Annotated in this window: 17 protein-coding genes; 7 read left to right on the top strand and 10 right to left on the bottom strand. The window is 66.5% G+C overall.

The features are described 5' to 3' along the window. Nucleotides 1–87 precede the first annotated feature (87 nt). A complete protein-coding gene (locus M0208_RS06945) occupies nucleotides 88–444 on the bottom strand; it encodes a hypothetical protein (protein WP_258890993.1) in 357 nt (118 codons plus the stop codon). On the opposite strand from M0208_RS06945, the gene M0208_RS06940 reads away from it, so the two are divergent. After that, nucleotides 443–1,210 carry a hypothetical protein gene (locus M0208_RS06940; RefSeq protein WP_258890992.1) on the top strand — a complete coding sequence of 256 codons (768 nt, stop codon included), beginning with the start codon at nucleotides 443–445 and terminating at the stop codon, nucleotides 1,208–1,210. The genes M0208_RS06945 and M0208_RS06940 overlap by 2 nt on opposite strands. A 277-nt stretch (nucleotides 1,211–1,487) precedes the next feature. Here M0208_RS06940 and rplL read toward each other — a convergent pair whose 3' ends face one another. Continuing rightward, the gene (rplL, locus tag M0208_RS06935; RefSeq protein WP_258890991.1) at nucleotides 1,488–1,865 is read right to left on the bottom strand and encodes a 50S ribosomal protein L7/L12; all 378 of its coding nucleotides are present in this window, start codon (nucleotides 1,863–1,865) and stop codon (nucleotides 1,488–1,490) included. A 60-nt stretch (nucleotides 1,866–1,925) separates the two neighbouring features. Next, the gene (gene rplJ, locus M0208_RS06930) at nucleotides 1,926–2,441 is read right to left on the bottom strand and encodes a 50S ribosomal protein L10 (RefSeq protein ID WP_258890990.1); all 516 of its coding nucleotides are present in this window, start codon (nucleotides 2,439–2,441) and stop codon (nucleotides 1,926–1,928) included. Between the two features lie 400 nt (nucleotides 2,442–2,841). On the opposite strand from rplJ, the gene M0208_RS06925 reads away from it, so the two are divergent. Beyond that, nucleotides 2,842–5,307, top strand: a complete 2,466-nt coding sequence (locus M0208_RS06925; protein WP_258890989.1) for a PhoX family phosphatase — start codon at nucleotides 2,842–2,844, stop codon at nucleotides 5,305–5,307. Nucleotides 5,308–5,343: 36 nt separating this feature from the next. Here the strand turns inward: M0208_RS06925 and M0208_RS06920 are convergent, their stop codons facing one another. The 6 genes from M0208_RS06920 to rplK form a co-directional block, all read right to left on the bottom strand. After that, on the bottom strand, nucleotides 5,344–5,796 hold the full coding sequence (locus M0208_RS06920; RefSeq protein ID WP_258890988.1) for a YaiI/YqxD family protein: 453 nt from the start codon (nucleotides 5,794–5,796) through the stop codon (nucleotides 5,344–5,346). Beyond that, nucleotides 5,793–7,550 carry a DEAD/DEAH box helicase gene (locus M0208_RS06915; RefSeq protein WP_258890987.1) on the bottom strand — a complete coding sequence of 586 codons (1,758 nt, stop codon included), beginning with the start codon at nucleotides 7,548–7,550 and terminating at the stop codon, nucleotides 5,793–5,795. The genes M0208_RS06920 and M0208_RS06915 overlap by 4 nt, the downstream gene beginning before the upstream one ends. Nucleotides 7,551–7,693: 143 nt before the next feature. After that, nucleotides 7,694–10,270 (bottom strand): HWE histidine kinase domain-containing protein, encoded by a 2,577-nt coding sequence (locus tag M0208_RS06910; RefSeq protein ID WP_258890986.1) that lies wholly within the window; start codon nucleotides 10,268–10,270, stop codon nucleotides 7,694–7,696. A gap of 2 nt (nucleotides 10,271–10,272) precedes the next feature. Then, nucleotides 10,273–10,821 (bottom strand): biliverdin-producing heme oxygenase, encoded by a 549-nt coding sequence (locus M0208_RS06905; RefSeq protein ID WP_258890985.1) that lies wholly within the window; start codon nucleotides 10,819–10,821, stop codon nucleotides 10,273–10,275. 208 nt (nucleotides 10,822–11,029) lie between these two features. Continuing rightward, complete coding sequence (gene rplA, locus M0208_RS06900) at nucleotides 11,030–11,722, bottom strand: 50S ribosomal protein L1 (RefSeq protein WP_258890984.1); 693 nt, start codon at nucleotides 11,720–11,722, stop codon at nucleotides 11,030–11,032. Between the two features lie 4 nt (nucleotides 11,723–11,726). Then, nucleotides 11,727–12,158 (bottom strand): 50S ribosomal protein L11, encoded by a 432-nt coding sequence (gene rplK, locus M0208_RS06895; RefSeq protein WP_231028459.1) that lies wholly within the window; start codon nucleotides 12,156–12,158, stop codon nucleotides 11,727–11,729. A gap of 277 nt (nucleotides 12,159–12,435) precedes the next feature. Between rplK and M0208_RS06890 the strand changes: the two genes are divergently transcribed. The 5 genes from M0208_RS06890 to M0208_RS06870 all read left to right on the top strand — a co-directional run bounded on the left by M0208_RS06890 (nucleotide 12,436) and on the right by M0208_RS06870 (nucleotide 14,548). Then, entirely contained in the window at nucleotides 12,436–12,909 is a 474-nt protein-coding gene (locus tag M0208_RS06890; protein ID WP_258890983.1) for a helix-turn-helix transcriptional regulator, read from the top strand. 40 nt (nucleotides 12,910–12,949) lie between these two features. Next, nucleotides 12,950–13,315: a hypothetical protein gene (locus M0208_RS06885; RefSeq protein WP_258890982.1), complete on the top strand. Its 366-nt coding sequence runs from the start codon at nucleotides 12,950–12,952 to the stop codon at nucleotides 13,313–13,315. A 78-nt stretch (nucleotides 13,316–13,393) separates the two neighbouring features. Beyond that, complete coding sequence (locus M0208_RS06880) at nucleotides 13,394–13,810, top strand: hypothetical protein (protein ID WP_258890981.1); 417 nt, start codon at nucleotides 13,394–13,396, stop codon at nucleotides 13,808–13,810. Between the two features lie 46 nt (nucleotides 13,811–13,856). Beyond that, nucleotides 13,857–14,321, top strand: a complete 465-nt coding sequence (locus M0208_RS06875) for a MarR family winged helix-turn-helix transcriptional regulator (RefSeq protein WP_258890980.1) — start codon at nucleotides 13,857–13,859, stop codon at nucleotides 14,319–14,321. A gap of 29 nt (nucleotides 14,322–14,350) precedes the next feature. Next, a complete protein-coding gene (locus M0208_RS06870) occupies nucleotides 14,351–14,548 on the top strand; it encodes a hypothetical protein (protein ID WP_258890979.1) in 198 nt (65 codons plus the stop codon). A gap of 87 nt (nucleotides 14,549–14,635) precedes the next feature. Here the strand turns inward: M0208_RS06870 and M0208_RS06865 are convergent, their stop codons facing one another. Next, nucleotides 14,636–14,857, bottom strand: coding sequence for a type II toxin-antitoxin system VapB family antitoxin (locus M0208_RS06865; protein WP_258890978.1), 222 nt, complete (start codon nucleotides 14,855–14,857; stop codon nucleotides 14,636–14,638). Between the last annotated feature and the right edge of the window lie 2 nt (nucleotides 14,858–14,859).

Here is a 14,859-nt window from a genome sequence, read left to right as displayed (position 1 = left end):
GGGCTTGGCGTCGGTGATGCGTAACGTGAATTTCGCGCGGCTGGTGGGCGGCGTCTGTCTTGCGGCTCTTTCATTGCCGGTTGCCGCTCAGGATGCGCCGGGGACGATTCCGGGGCTCGGCAATTTCAGCCTGCCCGCGTCGCAGCCCACCCCGACGCCGACCCCCACGCCCGGCCCGCCGCCGCTGGTGCCGCCGGTCTCGGTAACCCCGAGCGTTACACCGCGGCCGACGCCGACGCCGACGCCCCGGCCGAGCCCCAGCGCCGCGGCGATCACGCTGCCGACGTTGCGGCCGAGCGCAACCCCGACGCCGCGCGCGCCGGTCGCGAGACGCGCACCATTGCCCGCCGCTACTGTGCCAGCGACGGCTCCGACCCCGGCTGAAGCCTCAGCCGTTGCGCCTGCTGAAATCGCACCGGCTCCAGTCGAGACGCCTGCGGCCATGCCGACCGCTGCAACGACGCCGCCACCGGAAGGCGGGTTTCCCATCTGGCTGATTCCCGCCGCGCTGGTCGGTATGGCGGTGTTGATCGGCGGCGTGATGTTCCTTCGCCGCCGCCGCGCCGAGGACGCGTGGGAAGAGCCGGTCGTCTACGTCGCGCCGAAGCCGGAACCCGAACCGCTGCCACCCGCAATGCCGGAAGCTCCAACCCCGGCCGCCGCATCAGCTCCGCGCTTTCTAACGCCGCCCCCGCCGTCCGCCCCGGTGGTGCTGCCGTCGTCGCTGACGATCGAAGCGCCGAGCGTCCGGCGCGCCGGGATCAACCTGATCACCGCCACCGCCGATGTCTCGGTCGTGCTGCGCAACGATGGCGCGGAGCCGCTGCGCAACATCCGCGTCGAAATCCGCCTGACCAGCGCGCAGCCGGGCCAGGACGCCGCGCTCGCCGCCCTGTTCAGCGGGCCGATCGAACGCCTGTTCACGCCCGCATTCGATCTCGTGCCGGGCGCGGAAAAGACCGTCCGCACGCTCAGCACGATGGCGCGCGACGCGATCACCGTGCTGCAGGCGGGGGAACGTCCGATGTTCGTCCCCGTCGTCGCGGTCCGCGCGATCGAGTCTGGCCCCGATGGCGAACGCCAGGCGATGGCGGCGTATGCGCTGGGCGTCGAACGTGCGGGGTCGGAGAAGCTCGGGCCGTTCTGGCTGGATCAGCCGCCGCGGATGTACGACAACATCGGGGTGCGGCCGCACGCGGTGCGGCGGTAGGCACTACCGAAATCCTCCCCTGCAAGGGGAGGTGGCGCGCAGCGCCGGAGGGGTGTCACCCCTATTGATAGCGCAACACCCCTCCGTCAGGCTTCGCCTGCCACCTCCCCTTGCAGGGGAGGATCAGATGAAAAAAGGGCGGCCCCGTTGCTGGGACCGCCCTTTTTCTTGGCGGTGATCGGCGAAGCCGATCACGTCGGTCGCGGGCTTTCGCCTGCGCCGGCCGGCCTTGCGGGTCTCGCGGACTGGCGTTGCCAGCCCGCGTGCCCGCTGCGGCTTACTTGATCTCGACGGTTGCGCCGGCGGCTTCCAGCTGCGCCTTGATCTTCTCGGCCTCTTCCTTGTTGACGCCTTCCTTGACGGCCTTGGGAGCCGATTCGACCAGCGTCTTGGCTTCGGTCAGGCCGAGCGCGGTGATCGCACGGACTTCCTTGATGACGTTGATCTTCTTGCCGCCGTCGCCGGTCAGGATCACGTCGAACTCGGTCTGCTCTTCAGCTGCCGGAGCGGCTGCGCCGCCGCCGCCAGCCGCAGGTGCTGCAACCGCTGCTGCGGCCGAAACGCCCCACTTCTCTTCGAGCATCTTCGACAGCTCGGCGGCTTCGAGGACGGTCAGTGCGCTCAGGCTGTCAACCAGCGCGTTTAGGTCTGCCATGTGTATTCTCCATTCGTATCGATAAGTTCAAATGCGGTTGTCCCTAGGGACAAGCTGCAATCAGGCTGCTTCCTTCTCGGCATAGGCCGAAAGCACGCGCGCGAGTTGCGCCGCGGGGGCCTGCGTGATCGTGGCGATCTTCGTGGCGGGCGCCACGAGGAGACCGACGATCTTGGCACGCAGTTCGTCCAGCGACGGCAGAGTGGCGAGCGCCTTCACGCCCTCCACGTCGAGCGCGGTCGCGCCCATCGCCCCACCCACGATTTCGAACTTGTCGTTCGTCTTCGCGAATTCGACCGCAACCTTGGCGGCTGCGACCGGGTCGGTCGAGGTTGCGAGGCCGATCGGGCCGGTCAGCATGTCGCTGATCGATCCATAGTCGGTCCCGTCGAGCGCGATCCTGGCAAGCTTGTTCTTCGAGACCTTGTAGCTGGCGCCGGCGTCACGCATCTTGTTCCGCAGCACAGTGGACTGTGCGACGGTCAGGCCGAGGTTGCGGGTGACGACCACCACGCCAACTTCGGCAAAGTTACGATTCAGCTCGGCGACGGCCGCGGTCTTCTGCGCACGATCCATGCCATTCTCCACGTTTTGAGATCACCGCGGGGCGGCGATCCCGGTTACAAACCGGACGCACGAAACCGTGCCTCCGGGTGTCCAGCGATGGGGAATGGCTTGCCGATACGAATCGGCGAACGGACGCCCGTCGAAACGAGCGCGCGAAATCCTGTCCCCGTCTCGGCGGGAAATTAAGCGACGGCAAACCCGGCGCACCCACTGTCTCGGACGGCGTTCGCCAACCCAAGGGCGGGCGAACAAGCGCGGGTCATTAGCGGATTGTGCGCAAAGGTCAACCGAAGTCACGAGTCTCCGAACCGTCACGTCACTGCCATCGGACTGCCACGCGCACGCAACGCAGGCGTCACGCGCACCCGCCACAGCTTGCCCAACGACGGACCGGATACCGGGGGGCAATATGACGATTCTCGACGCGACGCTCAGCTATGACGATGGCGATATCGACACCAACCGAAGCAGCAATCCGCACCTGAACGACATGATCTCGTCGCGTTATTCGCGCCGCCAAACGCTGATGGGCGGGTTGACCGCGATGACGACCGCGGCGTTTGGCGGCGTGCTGCTGGCGGGTTGCGGCGACGACGGGCAGGGGCCGCAGGCGGTCACGGTGTCGGCCGGGCAGACGCTAAACACCACCGCGGGCAAGACCGTGACGCTGACGGGCATCGCCAGCACGAACGCCACGACGGTCGGCTGGACGCAGGTCAGCGGCCCGGCGGTGACCCTGGCAAACGCCAACACCGCTAACGCCAGCTTCACTGCACCCGCCGTGGCAGCGAGCACCGCTTTCGTGTTCCGCTTCACCGGCACCAGTCCTGACGGCCCGAGCCAGTTTGCCGATACGACGGTGACGATCGCGCCCGCGACGCTCGATTTCGCGGCAGTGGCGAAGAACCGCAACGACATCGTCACGGTGCCCGCGGGCTATTCGGTGACCGTCCTGTATCGCCTCGGCGATCCGATCGCCGCAGGCGTCAGCGCGTACGCCAACGACGGCCGCGACGACACTTTCTTTAAGCGGGCGGGCGATCACCATGACGGAATGAGTTTCTTCGGCCTCGCCGCCAGCGGCAATACGCCCGATTCGAACAACAGCCGCGGCGTGCTAGTGCTCAACCACGAGAACATCACACAAGGGTATCTCCACGCCAACGGGCCGACTGCGGGCGTGCGTCCCGCGGCGGAGGCGTTGAAGGAGATCGAATGCCACGGCGTTTCGGTGATCGAGGTCACGCGCGGCTCGGGCGGCTGGACCTACAACCAGACCTCGGCGCTCAACCGCCGCGTCACGCCGAATACGGTGATGGCGTTCAGCGGCCCGGTGCGTGGAGCCGCGGGACTGCGCACGGCCTATTCGGCGGACGCGACCGCGGGCCGCGGCACGATCAATAACTGTGCGAACGGCTACCTCCCGTGGCGCACCTATGCGACCAACGAGGAGAATTGGGCGGGCTATTTCCGCCGCGACGTGGGCGACGCCGCGGTCCGCACCGCTGCGGGCAACGCAAAGCAGAACGTCAGCCTGGCGCGATATGGCATCCCCGAGGCGCGCACCGGCAATTACGGCTGGTCGACCGCGGTTGCGACGACCGCGGGCGACACGACCTTCCGCCGCTGGAACGCCACCGCCGACGCGACGCTCGCCGCCGACGGTACCGCCGATTTCCGCAACGAGCCGTTCCAGTTCGGCTGGGTGGTGGAGATCGATCCCTATGACCCCGCCTCTACGCCGCGCAAGCGCACTGCGCTCGGCCGGATGAACCACGAGGGCTGCGAACCCGGCCGCACGATCGCGGGCGTGAAACCGGCGTTCTACATGGGCGACGACGCGCAGAACGAATATATCTACAAGTTTGTCTCCGCCACGCCGTGGTCGGCGGCAGACGCCAGCGCGAGCGACCGACTTGCGACCGGCGACAAATACCTCAATTCCGGCACGCTCTACGTCGCCAGGTTCGCCGCCGACGGGACGGGCACGTGGCTCCCGCTGGTCTTCGGGCAGGGGCCGCTGACGGCTGCGAATGCGGCCTATGCCTTTGCGGACCAGGCCGACGTGCTGATCAACGCGCGACTGGCGGGCGATGCGCTGGGCGCGACGCGGATGGATCGTCCGGAATGGACCGCGGTCAATCCGGCGAACGGCGAGATGTATTGTACGCTGACCAACAACAGTTCGCGTACGGTGGCGAACACCGATGCCGCCAACCCGCGCGCCTATGTCGATCCGAAGGTCACCAGCGGCGCGACGACCGGCAACGCCAACGGTCACATCATCCGCATCCGCGAAGCGGGCGACACGACCGAGGCGCTCAGCTTCACCTGGGATGTGTACGCCTTCGGTTCGGGCTCGGACCTGGATGCGACCAACATCAACCTGTCGGGGCTGGACGCGAGCAACGATTTCTCCTCACCCGACGGCCTGTGGTTCAGCCTGCCAAGCAACGTCGGCGGGCAAAGCGCGCCGATCATGTGGATCCAAACCGACGACGGCGCGTACACCGACGTCACCAACTGCATGATGCTGGCCGCCATACCCGGCCGCGTCGGCGATGGGGGCACCAAGGCCATCACCAACACGATCGGCGGCGCGACCGGGACCGCCACCGCGCGTGTCGGCAAGGCACCGGGCGCGACGCTGAAGCGCTTCCTGGTCGGCCCGAAGGAATGCGAGATCACCGGCATCACCTCGACGCCGGACGGCAAATCGCTCTTCATCAACATCCAGCATCCCGGTGAAGGCGGCAGCCCGGCGAACATCACGTCGAGCTGGCCGGCGTCGCAATCGGGCCAGGCCGGCACCAGCCGTCCACGCTCCGCGACGATCGTGATTACCAAGGACGACGGCGGGATCGTGGGGCTTTGATGCGATAGGCCGCCAGCGCCATAAGGCGCTGGCGGCCTATCGCAGCCGCACCAGCGCGGTATCCAGCGCCTGCAGGAACCGGGACCGGTCAGCCTTTCTGAACGCCGCAGGTCCGCCAAGCTGATCCCCGCCAGCGCGCAGATCGGCCATGATAGCGCGCGTCGCGATCGCGGCGCCGATCGACGCCGTCGTGAACTCGCGGCCGGTCGAAGACAATACGATCGCGCCCGCCTTCAGGCAGCGATCGGCGAGCAATATGTCCGCGGTCACTACTATCGTTCCCGGCCCGGCCTGTTCGGCGATCCAGTCGTCCGCGGCGTCGAACGCGTCGCTCACCACCTGCCGCGTCACCAACGGATGCACGGGGATGCGGAAATGGCTGTTCGCGACGATGACGACCGGCACCTCCAGCCGCCACGCCACGCGGTAGATCTCGTCCTTGACCGGGCAGGCGTCGGCGTCGACCAGGATGCGGCGCGAGACGTTCATCCCCGCGGACGGGCACCCTGTGGCCGGGGACCACGCGGCGCGCCGGTGGGCTTGGCGCGATAGGGGGCTTTGCGCGGTCCGGCGTGCGGACGCTCACCGCCGCCGCCATTGGCGCGGGTCAGCGGTGCGGGAGCACCCTGCATCGGTTCGATCATCACGCCATTCTCGTCCTCGCCCTCGGCATTGGCGGTCGCCTTCACCGCTGCTGCAAAGCGCGCGGCGATCGCGCGGGGAATCTGGAACTGCGTTTCGGTCTGGCCGATGCGGATCGCGCCGATCTCGTTTTTGGTCACGTGCCCGCGACGACAGATTAGCGGCAGCACCCAGCGCGGATCGGCATTCTGCCGCCGGCCGATGTTCATGCGGAACCACGCGATGTCGTCGAAGCCGGGACGATGCGCGCCGCGCTCGGCCTGCGGCGCGCCTGCACCCTGGCCCTGCGCAGGCGACCGGTCGATCATCTCCTCCGGCGCAGGCATCGACGCACGGTGCGCATGGACCAGTGCTGCGGCGATCTCCTGCGGGGTCTTCTGCGCTAACAACTGCTCGGCCAGCGCGGCGTCGTCCTCGTCGATCTCTACCGGCGCGAGCAACGTCGCCAGCAACCGTTCGCGGTCCTTCGCGCGAATATCTTCCGCAGTCGGCACACCCGCCCATTCCGCCGCGATCTTCGCCCCGCGCAGCATCCCCTCGACCCGGCGACGGCGTGGATAGGGGACGATCAGCACCGCCGTGCCCTTCTTGCCCGCCCGCCCGGTACGGCCCGAACGATGCTGCAACACCTCGGCATCGCGCGGCATCTCGACATGGACGACCAGTGAGAGGCTAGGCAGATCGATCCCGCGCGAGGCGACGTCGGTCGCCACGCATACGCGCGCGCGCCGGTCACGCAACGCCTGCAACGCCGCATTGCGTTCGTTCTGGCTATGCTCGCCCGACAGCGCCACCGCGCCGAAGCCACGCTCGACGAGACTCGCGTGCAGATGCCGCACATTGTCGCGCGTTGCGCAGAACAGCATCGCGGTTTCCGCCTCGTAGAAGCGCAGCAAATTGATGACCGCGTGCTCGATGTCGGACGGCGCGACGGTCACCGCACGATAGGTGATGTCGCCATGCCCGCGATCCTCGCCAACGGTCGAAATGCGCAGCGCATCGCGCTGATACGTCCGGGCCAGCCGCACGATCGGCTGCGGCATCGTGGCGGAGAACAGCATCGTGCGCCGTTCCTTCGGCGTCGCGTCGAGCAACGTCTCCAGATCCTCGCGGAAGCCCATGTCGAGCATCTCGTCGGCCTCATCGAGCACCGCGACCCTCAGCGACGACAGATCAAGCGCACCGCGCTCCAGATGATCCTTCAACCGCCCCGGCGTGCCGACGACGATATGCGTGCCCTGGCTCAGCGAACGCCGCTCGCGGCTGGCGTCCATCCCGCCAACGCACGTCGCGATCCGCGCGCCTGCGCCCGCGTATAGCCACGCCAGCTCCTTCGCGACCTGCAACGCCAGTTCGCGCGTCGGTGCGATCACCAGCGCCATCGGCAGTCCCGGCGGCGGCGCGCCACCACCGGTCAGCAGTTCGTCGCCCATCGCCAGTCCGAACGCGACGGTCTTGCCCGAACCGGTCTGCGCCGACACCAACAGGTCGCGGCCGTGCGCATCGTCGGCGATGACCGCCGACTGGACGGGGGTGAAATCGGTATAGCCACGCGCGGACAGCGCCTCGCCGAGCGAGGGGGGCAAAGTATCAAAGGACATGGGTATCTCAACAGCTCTGAGCGGGCGGGCTCTGGGGGGCGGCACAGTGCGCAACCACAAGCGCGAGGCACCACAAGTAAGTCTCCCTAGCGGAATGGCCGCGAAAAGGGAAGTGCAGCGTTAGCGGGTGACGCGGCGATCGGCTATCCAACCTCTTCCCGCATCCCCAGCAGCTCCTCGATCGCGCGCGCGACGTTTTCCAGCGTATAGGGCTTCTGCACCACCGTACGCCCGCGGTGGTCTATCGGCAGTTGCGCCTGTTCGCCATATCCGGTTGCGAACAGGAACGGCACGTTCAGGTCCATCAGCCGGTCCGCGATCGCGAAACTGTTGCGGTCGCCTAGGTTGATGTCGAGCATCGCGACGGTGGGGCGCTGGTTTTCGATCGCATCCAGCGCTGCGTCCACCGTGGCGGCGGTCGCGATCGTCTCCGCGCCCAATCGCGTAATGATGTCCTCCGCATCCAGCGCGATGATCAGGCTGTCCTCGACCAGCAGGACGTCGCGCCCCGCCAGCATCCGCGGCGGCGGCGTTTGCGGGTGCCCCTTCGCTGGCCGGGGATATTTGATCGCGGGGCCGGTGACATTGCGCGCTTCGGACACGTGGCGCGCAGGAATGCGGAATTGCGCCTCGACGCCGTCTGGATTGTACTCGACGTTCGCCGATCCGCCGAGATCATAGGGCACTGACCGGTCGATGATCGTCGTGCCGAATCCCTTGCGCGTCGGCGCCTTCACCGGCGGGCCGCCATGTTCGCACCATGTCAGCACCAGATCGCCCGCCGGATTGCGTTCCCAGCTGATCTTCACATGCCCGCCGGGCACCGACAGGCTGCCGTATTTGGTCGAATTGGTGACCAGTTCGTGCACCACCAGCGCCATCGTCGAATAGGCTTGTGGGTTCAGCATCACCGGCACGCCTTCGGACACCACGCGCTCGCGCTCGTCGACGAATGCCGCGGCTTCGGCGTCGATCAGCGCCTGCATCGGGGCCGGCCCCCAGTGATCGTCGGTAATCTGGTTGTGCGCGCGCGCCAGCGAATGGATGCGCCCGTCGACGACCTTGACGAAATCTTTCACTGCCGGCTCGCTCGGCTGCGACTGGCGGATCAGCCCGCGGATTACGCCCAGGATGTTGCGCACGCGGTGGTTCAACTCGGCGATCAGCAATTCCTGCCGTGCGCTCGCCTGCTGGCGCTCGGCCGACGCCTCGTCCGCCAGCCGCAACACGACCTCGATCAGCGTCGCGCGCAACGTTTCGGCGACGCGTAGTTCGGACGCGGTGAACGGCAGCGATCGGCCCTGCACCAGTTCCTTCCATTCGGCGAAGCTTTCGCGCGGGGTCAGCCGCGGGCCATTCGGGCCATAATCGACCGGCTTGTGCGGATCGCCCGCCCAGCGCACCGACCGGACCAATTCGGACCGGAACAGCACGACGTAATCGCGCGGGGAGCGCGAAATCGGGATCGCCAGCATCCCTGCGGCGGACTCCGCGAAACTCTCAGCCCCCGGCACGATCGATGCGATATTGTCGGTCGCATAGACCTTGCCCGCCGCGGTGCCATTCAGCGCGCGGATGATGCGGCGGAAATCTTCGGTCGGTGGCGTCACACCCGAAAAGGCGTAATTGCCCGCGATCCACACGCCGACGCCGTCGGCCGCGATCGCGTGCGTCAGGATGTCGCCCAGCCAGTCCGGATCCTTCAGCAGCGTCTCGTCCGACGCGACCGCACCCAGCAACTGATCCGAGATATCGCGCGCGCGCCGTTCGAATTCGACCGTCGCCTGCCGTTCACGGCTTTCCAGCCGCATCGCGAACATCTGCGCGAACAATTCGCTCACCGATCGCCGTTCGAAGCTCGGGCAATGCGCCGAATAATGGTGGCAGGCGAACAGCCCCCACAATTTCCCCTCGACCAGGATCGAGATCGACAGCGACGCGCCGACGCCCATGTTCTTCAGATATTCGATGTGAATGGGCGATACCGCCCGCAGCAGCGACAATGAAAGGTCCAGCGGCTGGCCCGCCTCGTTGCGCGCGGGGACGATCGGCACCGGTACGGCGTTCACGTCGGCGATGATTCGCAGCAGGTTGCGCTTGTACAGTTCGCGCGCCTGTACCGGAATGTCGCTGGCGGGATAGCGCAGCCCCATGAACTTGCCGATGCCGGGCTTGGCGGCTTCGGCCACGACTTCGCCCGATCCGTCGGCGGCGAAGCGATAGACCATCACGCGATCGAACCCGATCAGCGCGCGCACCTGTCGTGCGCCTTCGCGGAAAAACGTCGGCATGTCCTCGCATTGGTCCAGCCGGGTGATCATCGACCGCACCATGCCGGTCGCGTCGCCATGTTCGCCCGACGACGGTTCGGCCTCGATCACCACTTGCCCGCCCGAAAGGTGGATCGCGACGTCGAACGGCGTTCCGCCCGCAATCAACACGCAATCGAACAGCCGCTCGATCGCATCCGCCCCGCGCAGCATCGCCGCCCGGTTTCGCAAGTCGTGGATCGCCGACCCGGCGAAGACCTCGCCGATCGGTGCGCCGATCAGCTCGTCGGGCGTCTTGCCGACGAACGTGGCGACGTTTGCCGACGCGCGGGCGATCATCCAGTCCGCGGTCAGCGCCAGCAGGAATCCGATCGGCTGGATCGCGCCCAGGATATGGATCGGTTCGCGATCGCAATTGGTCAGGTCGACCGGCCCGAAGTCGTTTGCCAAGCTTATGTCACCTTCAGGAATTGTCGCGCCTTGCGCTCGAATAACGTGAAAACCTGCGCTGCCGCGTTGATCGCGATCAGTCGCGCGGCGTCGGTGTCCAGCCGCTCGTCCAGCACAGCCATCAGCCGCCGCCACGCCGCCGAATCGCTTGCGCCCAGAAACGCCGTCGGGAAATCCGCGGGCACCGATCGCTTCAACAGCGCACCGCCCAGCCGCGACCCTTCCAGCACATAGACCGCGCCCAGCATCGCCGCTGGGTCGTCGAACGCCAACGTTGCATCGGATTCAGGTGAGGTCCGCCCCAGCGCAGCCAGATCGGCGCGCAATAATGCCCCCCGCTCGCGCGCTGCCCAATCGGGCAGAATCCCCGCGATGCCGCCCTTGGCCAGCGCCTCCTCCACCGGCAGATGCGCCGCGGCCTGCGCCATCAGGAAGCACCCGTAGTGATCGCGGTCGGCCAGGTTCGCGCTGGAAAACGCCGCGTCGACCCGTTCGTGATGATCGGATGTGGCGGCCCGCAACGCCGACCGCGCACTGACGCTGGCACTCATGCCTTGCGTCCTATCGCGTTTCACCAGCGACTCCAATCACAAGAAAAGGGCCGGGATCGCTCCCGGCCCTCGATCAGTCTCGTCGGCCACGGGACGGGAGTAAATCCAGTCCCCGTCGGTCGCGGCTGGCCGCGCCGGCCGGCCTGTCGCGTGCTTCGCTCCGGCGAAGCACCGGCGCGTAGCGTGCCGCTACGCGCCTCGCTCGGGCTTACGCGCCCACCACCTCGGCGGTATCGACCTTGATCCCGGCACCCATCGTGCTGGAGATCGCGACCTTCTTGACGTACTTGCCCTTTGCACCCGACGGCTTGGCCTTCACGACCGCGTCGACCAGCGCATCGAAGTTGCGGCGCAGTTCTTCCGCGGGGAAGCTCGCCTTGCCGATGCCCGAATGGATGATCCCGGCCTTTTCGACGCGATATTCGACCTGGCCGCCCTTGGCGTCCTTGACCGCCTGCGCGACGTTCATCGTGACCGTGCCCAGCTTAGGGTTCGGCATCAGGCCCTTCGGACCCAGCACCTTGCCCAGCCGCCCGACGACGCCCATCATGTCCGGGGTCGCGATGCAGCGGTCGAACTCGATCTTGCCGCCCTGGATGATCTCCATCAGGTCTTCGGCGCCGACCACGTCAGCCCCGGCCTCACGCGCCTCGTCGGCCTTCGCACCCTTCGCGAACACGCCGACGCGGACGGTCTTACCCGTACCGGCCGGGAGCGTCACCACGCCGCGGACCATCTGGTCGGCGTGACGCGGATCGACGCCCAGGTTCAGCGCGACTTCGATCGTCTCGTCGAACTTGCTCGTCGCGCCCGACTTCGCCAGCGCGATCGCCTCGTCGATGCCGTGCAGCTTTTCGCGGTCGACCGTGATCGCCTTCTGCTTCTTGCTCAAATTAGCCATGATCTCAGCCCTCCACCACTTCGAGGCCCATCGCGCGGGCGGAGCCTTCGATGATCTTGGTCGCAGCCTCGATGTCGTTGGCGTTCAGATCCTTCATCTTCGCGGTCGCGATTTCGCTGAGCTGCGAACGCTTGATCTTTCCAGCGCTCACCTTGCCCGGTTCCTTGGAACCCGACTTCAGGTTCGCGGCCTTCTTGATCAGATACGTCGCGGGCGGCGTCTTCGTCTCGAAGCTGAACGAACGATCGGCATAGACAGTGATGACGGTCGGCAGCGGCGTGCCCTTTTCCTGATCACCGGTCGACGCGTTGAACGCCTTGCAGAATTCCATGATGTTCACGCCGCGCTGACCCAGCGCGGGGCCGATCGGGGGTGAAGGATTGGCGGCGCCGGCGGGCACCTGCAGCTTGATATAGCCGGTAATCTTTTTGGCCACTGTCACTCACTCTCTAGTTGGGCTCTGAGCGCAACAGCGCCCCGCCCGGTTCAAGTTTAGCGGTTCAGACGATCGCGAACGATCTCCCGCGGGGGTTTTCCAACGGATGTGGAAGGTGGCGCGCATAGCGGATGCGCGTGCGCCTTGCAATGTGGGAAATCCCGTCCCTGCGCAGCGATGTGCCCATTCGCCAATCGCGGAGGTTTTTGAAGGACAAGCCGCTCTAAACGTTAACCAGCAATTGAGCCATTGCGCGGTGTCGTTCACTGTCGGGAGCATGGACGACACCCGATTCGACGCGCTGAGTCCCAGGCATCGCGATTGCCTGAGGCTGGTGCGCGCACGGATGCGGACGAAGGAGATCGCGCTCGAACTGTCGATCGCGCCATCGACGATCGACGGCTATATCGCCGAAGCGGTCCGCATAATCGGCGCGCGCGACCGGCGCGAAGCCGCGATGCTGCTGGAGCAGCACGAAGCGAAACTGACCCCCGATCAATCAGGGGGTCAGTCTTCCCGGGTAGCACCGGCCCCGGTTCCCCCCGCACCAATCGATCCGCCGGATGAGGTGGCCGACTGGCGGTCCAGCCTTCCAATCCGACGGAAGGGTGCGCGCTACAATGACCTGAGCATGGCGAAACGAATGGCGTGGATCGTCGGCCTTGCCCTCCTGATGCTGATCGCATTCGGGCAACTGACCTCCGGGCTCAAGGTCGCGAGCGATCTCATCGGCGCACGCGGAGACCAGTGATCGATTACCCGGTCCCGGACCGGGCAGAGGGGTTCTTTCAATGTCCATCGTTCAAACCGTCAATTCGGTGTCGCCTTCCGACAATGTCGCTCGTCTGCTGCACGAACTGGAACATCACATCGATCAGGCGCTCGCGTGCAGCGGCGACCTCGCCGCGGCCATTCCGCGCGCGCGTCTCGACGAGAAGCTGTCGGCCGTCGTCGGGCAGCCAATCATCGCCTATGTCGCAAAGGCGATCATGGCGATCGGCGAAGCGCGCGGGAACGTCGTGCAGTCGCACCTTCACCTGGAGCGCGTCGCCCGTTCCGAAGGCATCGACGTTCGCGCCTGGGGCGAAGAACGGCCGAAGCCGGCCAATCCTGCCTTCATCGGTGCGGACGGCAGCCACCTCAGCGTCGCCGCTTGAACAGCGCCGACCCGGCCCGATGCCTTTCGTCGACATTGGGCCGGGTCGGTGACCCTGATCCTGGTTTTCAATCTAATCTTGGTGGTCTCATGCGGCTTCGCCTTTTGGAAGGGCGGCGCGCCCGAACGGTGGGCGGCTCTCGCCTACTGCCTCGCCGCGCTCGTCACCTATATAATTCCGACGCGGTTCTGGACGGCGTTCGAGTCCCTGGACGCGCCGCTGCTGGCGATCGACATCGCGATGCTGGCGATGCTGGTCGCGCTGACCGCGCGGGCGAACCGCTACTGGCCGATCTGGGCCGCGGCGCTTCAACTCGTTCTTGTGACCGTCCATCTGGCGAAGGCCTACAGTCCGACCATTCTTCCGGTCGTGTATTTCGCGGTGTCGTCGCGCATCGCGTACGTCATGCTCGTGTTGCTGGTCGTGGGCACGGTTCGCCACATCCAGCGGGTCCGGCGGTTCGGCGACGACCCGAACTGGACACCCGTAAACTAGGCCAGGCCGGCAAGCTGGGCCGGACCCAGAAGCTGGGCACGACCTCGTGACCGCGCCATCGCTCAGCCGGGCGGAACTCGACCTGTTGCCCGCGTCCATCAAGGGCATGCTGAAGACGGTCGAAGCGGCGAACGGCAACGGGACGGCCTCGGCCATGCGATTCGAGGAAGCGCGTTGTCTGGCGGCGGTGAAGCGGGAGATCGCGCTGCGCCGCCGGCGCGGGCTGGTGTTCGCCGACGCGCCGGGACTGTTCGCCGAACCGGCGTGGGACATCCTGTTGTCGCTGTACGTCGCGCGAAACGAGAAGCGCCGCTGCTCGGTGACGTCAGTCGCGCCTTCGGCCGGCATACCGTATACGACGCTGCTTCGGTGCCTCAGCGTTCTCGCATCTGCGGAGCTTGTCAGCCGGTCCGGCGACGCGGTGGATCGTCGGCGATCGAATCTGGACATCACGGACCGCGGCCACGATCTGATCGTGCGGTGTTTCTCGGAGCAAACAAAAAGTTTGTGATCGGATGAAGTCCCGGCATAGTTTCGCGGATGGACGCAAAACCACCCGACAGAGATTCGCTGGCGCTGCAGGTTCGCGCCGCTTTGACGACCGCCGACGCACTGCGCATGGCGGATGTCGCGCTGTACCTGAACGAAGCGCTGGTGATCCTGGACGGCGTGGGCGACGCGGGCGAGGCAGGCGACGGCCTCTTGATCTGCGATCAATCGGACGAAGAGGCCGCGTAACGGAACCAGCCGGTTGGGCGGATCTTCCAGCCCTTGGCATAACCGGCGCGCCGGTATGCAGGCGAGTGATGACCGCAAGTTTCCGGCTCAGCTCGGCAGATGCGCCGCTATACCAAGGCTCTGCGCCGCCGCCGTCAATCGCGTGTCGCGCGTCCAAAGCGTTGTACCCGGCATCAACATCGTGCTGGCCAGCAGATGTGCGTCGACATAGCCGATGCCGGTGCCGAACAGCGCGGTCTTCTCGGTGATGCCAGTGTGGTCCTGCGCCTTCGCGACGAGATCGTCGTCGAGCGCGATTGTTGTGCGCATGG

It is taken from the genome of Sphingomonas sp. SUN019, assembly GCF_024758705.1.
In the GTDB taxonomy this organism is placed as follows: domain Bacteria; phylum Pseudomonadota; class Alphaproteobacteria; order Sphingomonadales; family Sphingomonadaceae; genus Sphingomonas.
The sequence above is the reverse complement of the archived record's forward strand: the minus strand, read 5'-3'. Positions and strand labels throughout refer to the sequence as shown.

Coding starts and splice junctions, on each gene's coding strand:
- M0208_RS06940 (WP_258890992.1), top strand. CDS start 443: ATGCCGACCGCTGCAACGACGCCGCCACCGGAAGGCGGGTTTCCCATC.
- M0208_RS06945 (WP_258890993.1), bottom strand. CDS start 444: ATGGCCGCAGGCGTCTCGACTGGAGCCGGTGCGATTTCAGCAGGCGCA.
- rplL (WP_258890991.1), bottom strand. CDS start 1,865: ATGGCAGACCTAAACGCGCTGGTTGACAGCCTGAGCGCACTGACCGTC.
- rplJ (WP_258890990.1), bottom strand. CDS start 2,441: ATGGATCGTGCGCAGAAGACCGCGGCCGTCGCCGAGCTGAATCGTAAC.
- M0208_RS06925 (WP_258890989.1), top strand. CDS start 2,842: ATGACGATTCTCGACGCGACGCTCAGCTATGACGATGGCGATATCGAC.
- M0208_RS06920 (WP_258890988.1), bottom strand. CDS start 5,796: ATGAACGTCTCGCGCCGCATCCTGGTCGACGCCGACGCCTGCCCGGTC.
- M0208_RS06915 (WP_258890987.1), bottom strand. CDS start 7,550: ATGTCCTTTGATACTTTGCCCCCCTCGCTCGGCGAGGCGCTGTCCGCG.
- M0208_RS06905 (WP_258890985.1), bottom strand. CDS start 10,821: ATGAGTGCCAGCGTCAGTGCGCGGTCGGCGTTGCGGGCCGCCACATCC.
- rplA (WP_258890984.1), bottom strand. CDS start 11,722: ATGGCTAATTTGAGCAAGAAGCAGAAGGCGATCACGGTCGACCGCGAA.
- M0208_RS06890 (WP_258890983.1), top strand. CDS start 12,436: ATGGACGACACCCGATTCGACGCGCTGAGTCCCAGGCATCGCGATTGC.
- M0208_RS06885 (WP_258890982.1), top strand. CDS start 12,950: ATGTCCATCGTTCAAACCGTCAATTCGGTGTCGCCTTCCGACAATGTC.
- M0208_RS06870 (WP_258890979.1), top strand. CDS start 14,351: ATGGACGCAAAACCACCCGACAGAGATTCGCTGGCGCTGCAGGTTCGC.
- M0208_RS06865 (WP_258890978.1), bottom strand. CDS start 14,857: ATGCGCACAACAATCGCGCTCGACGACGATCTCGTCGCGAAGGCGCAG.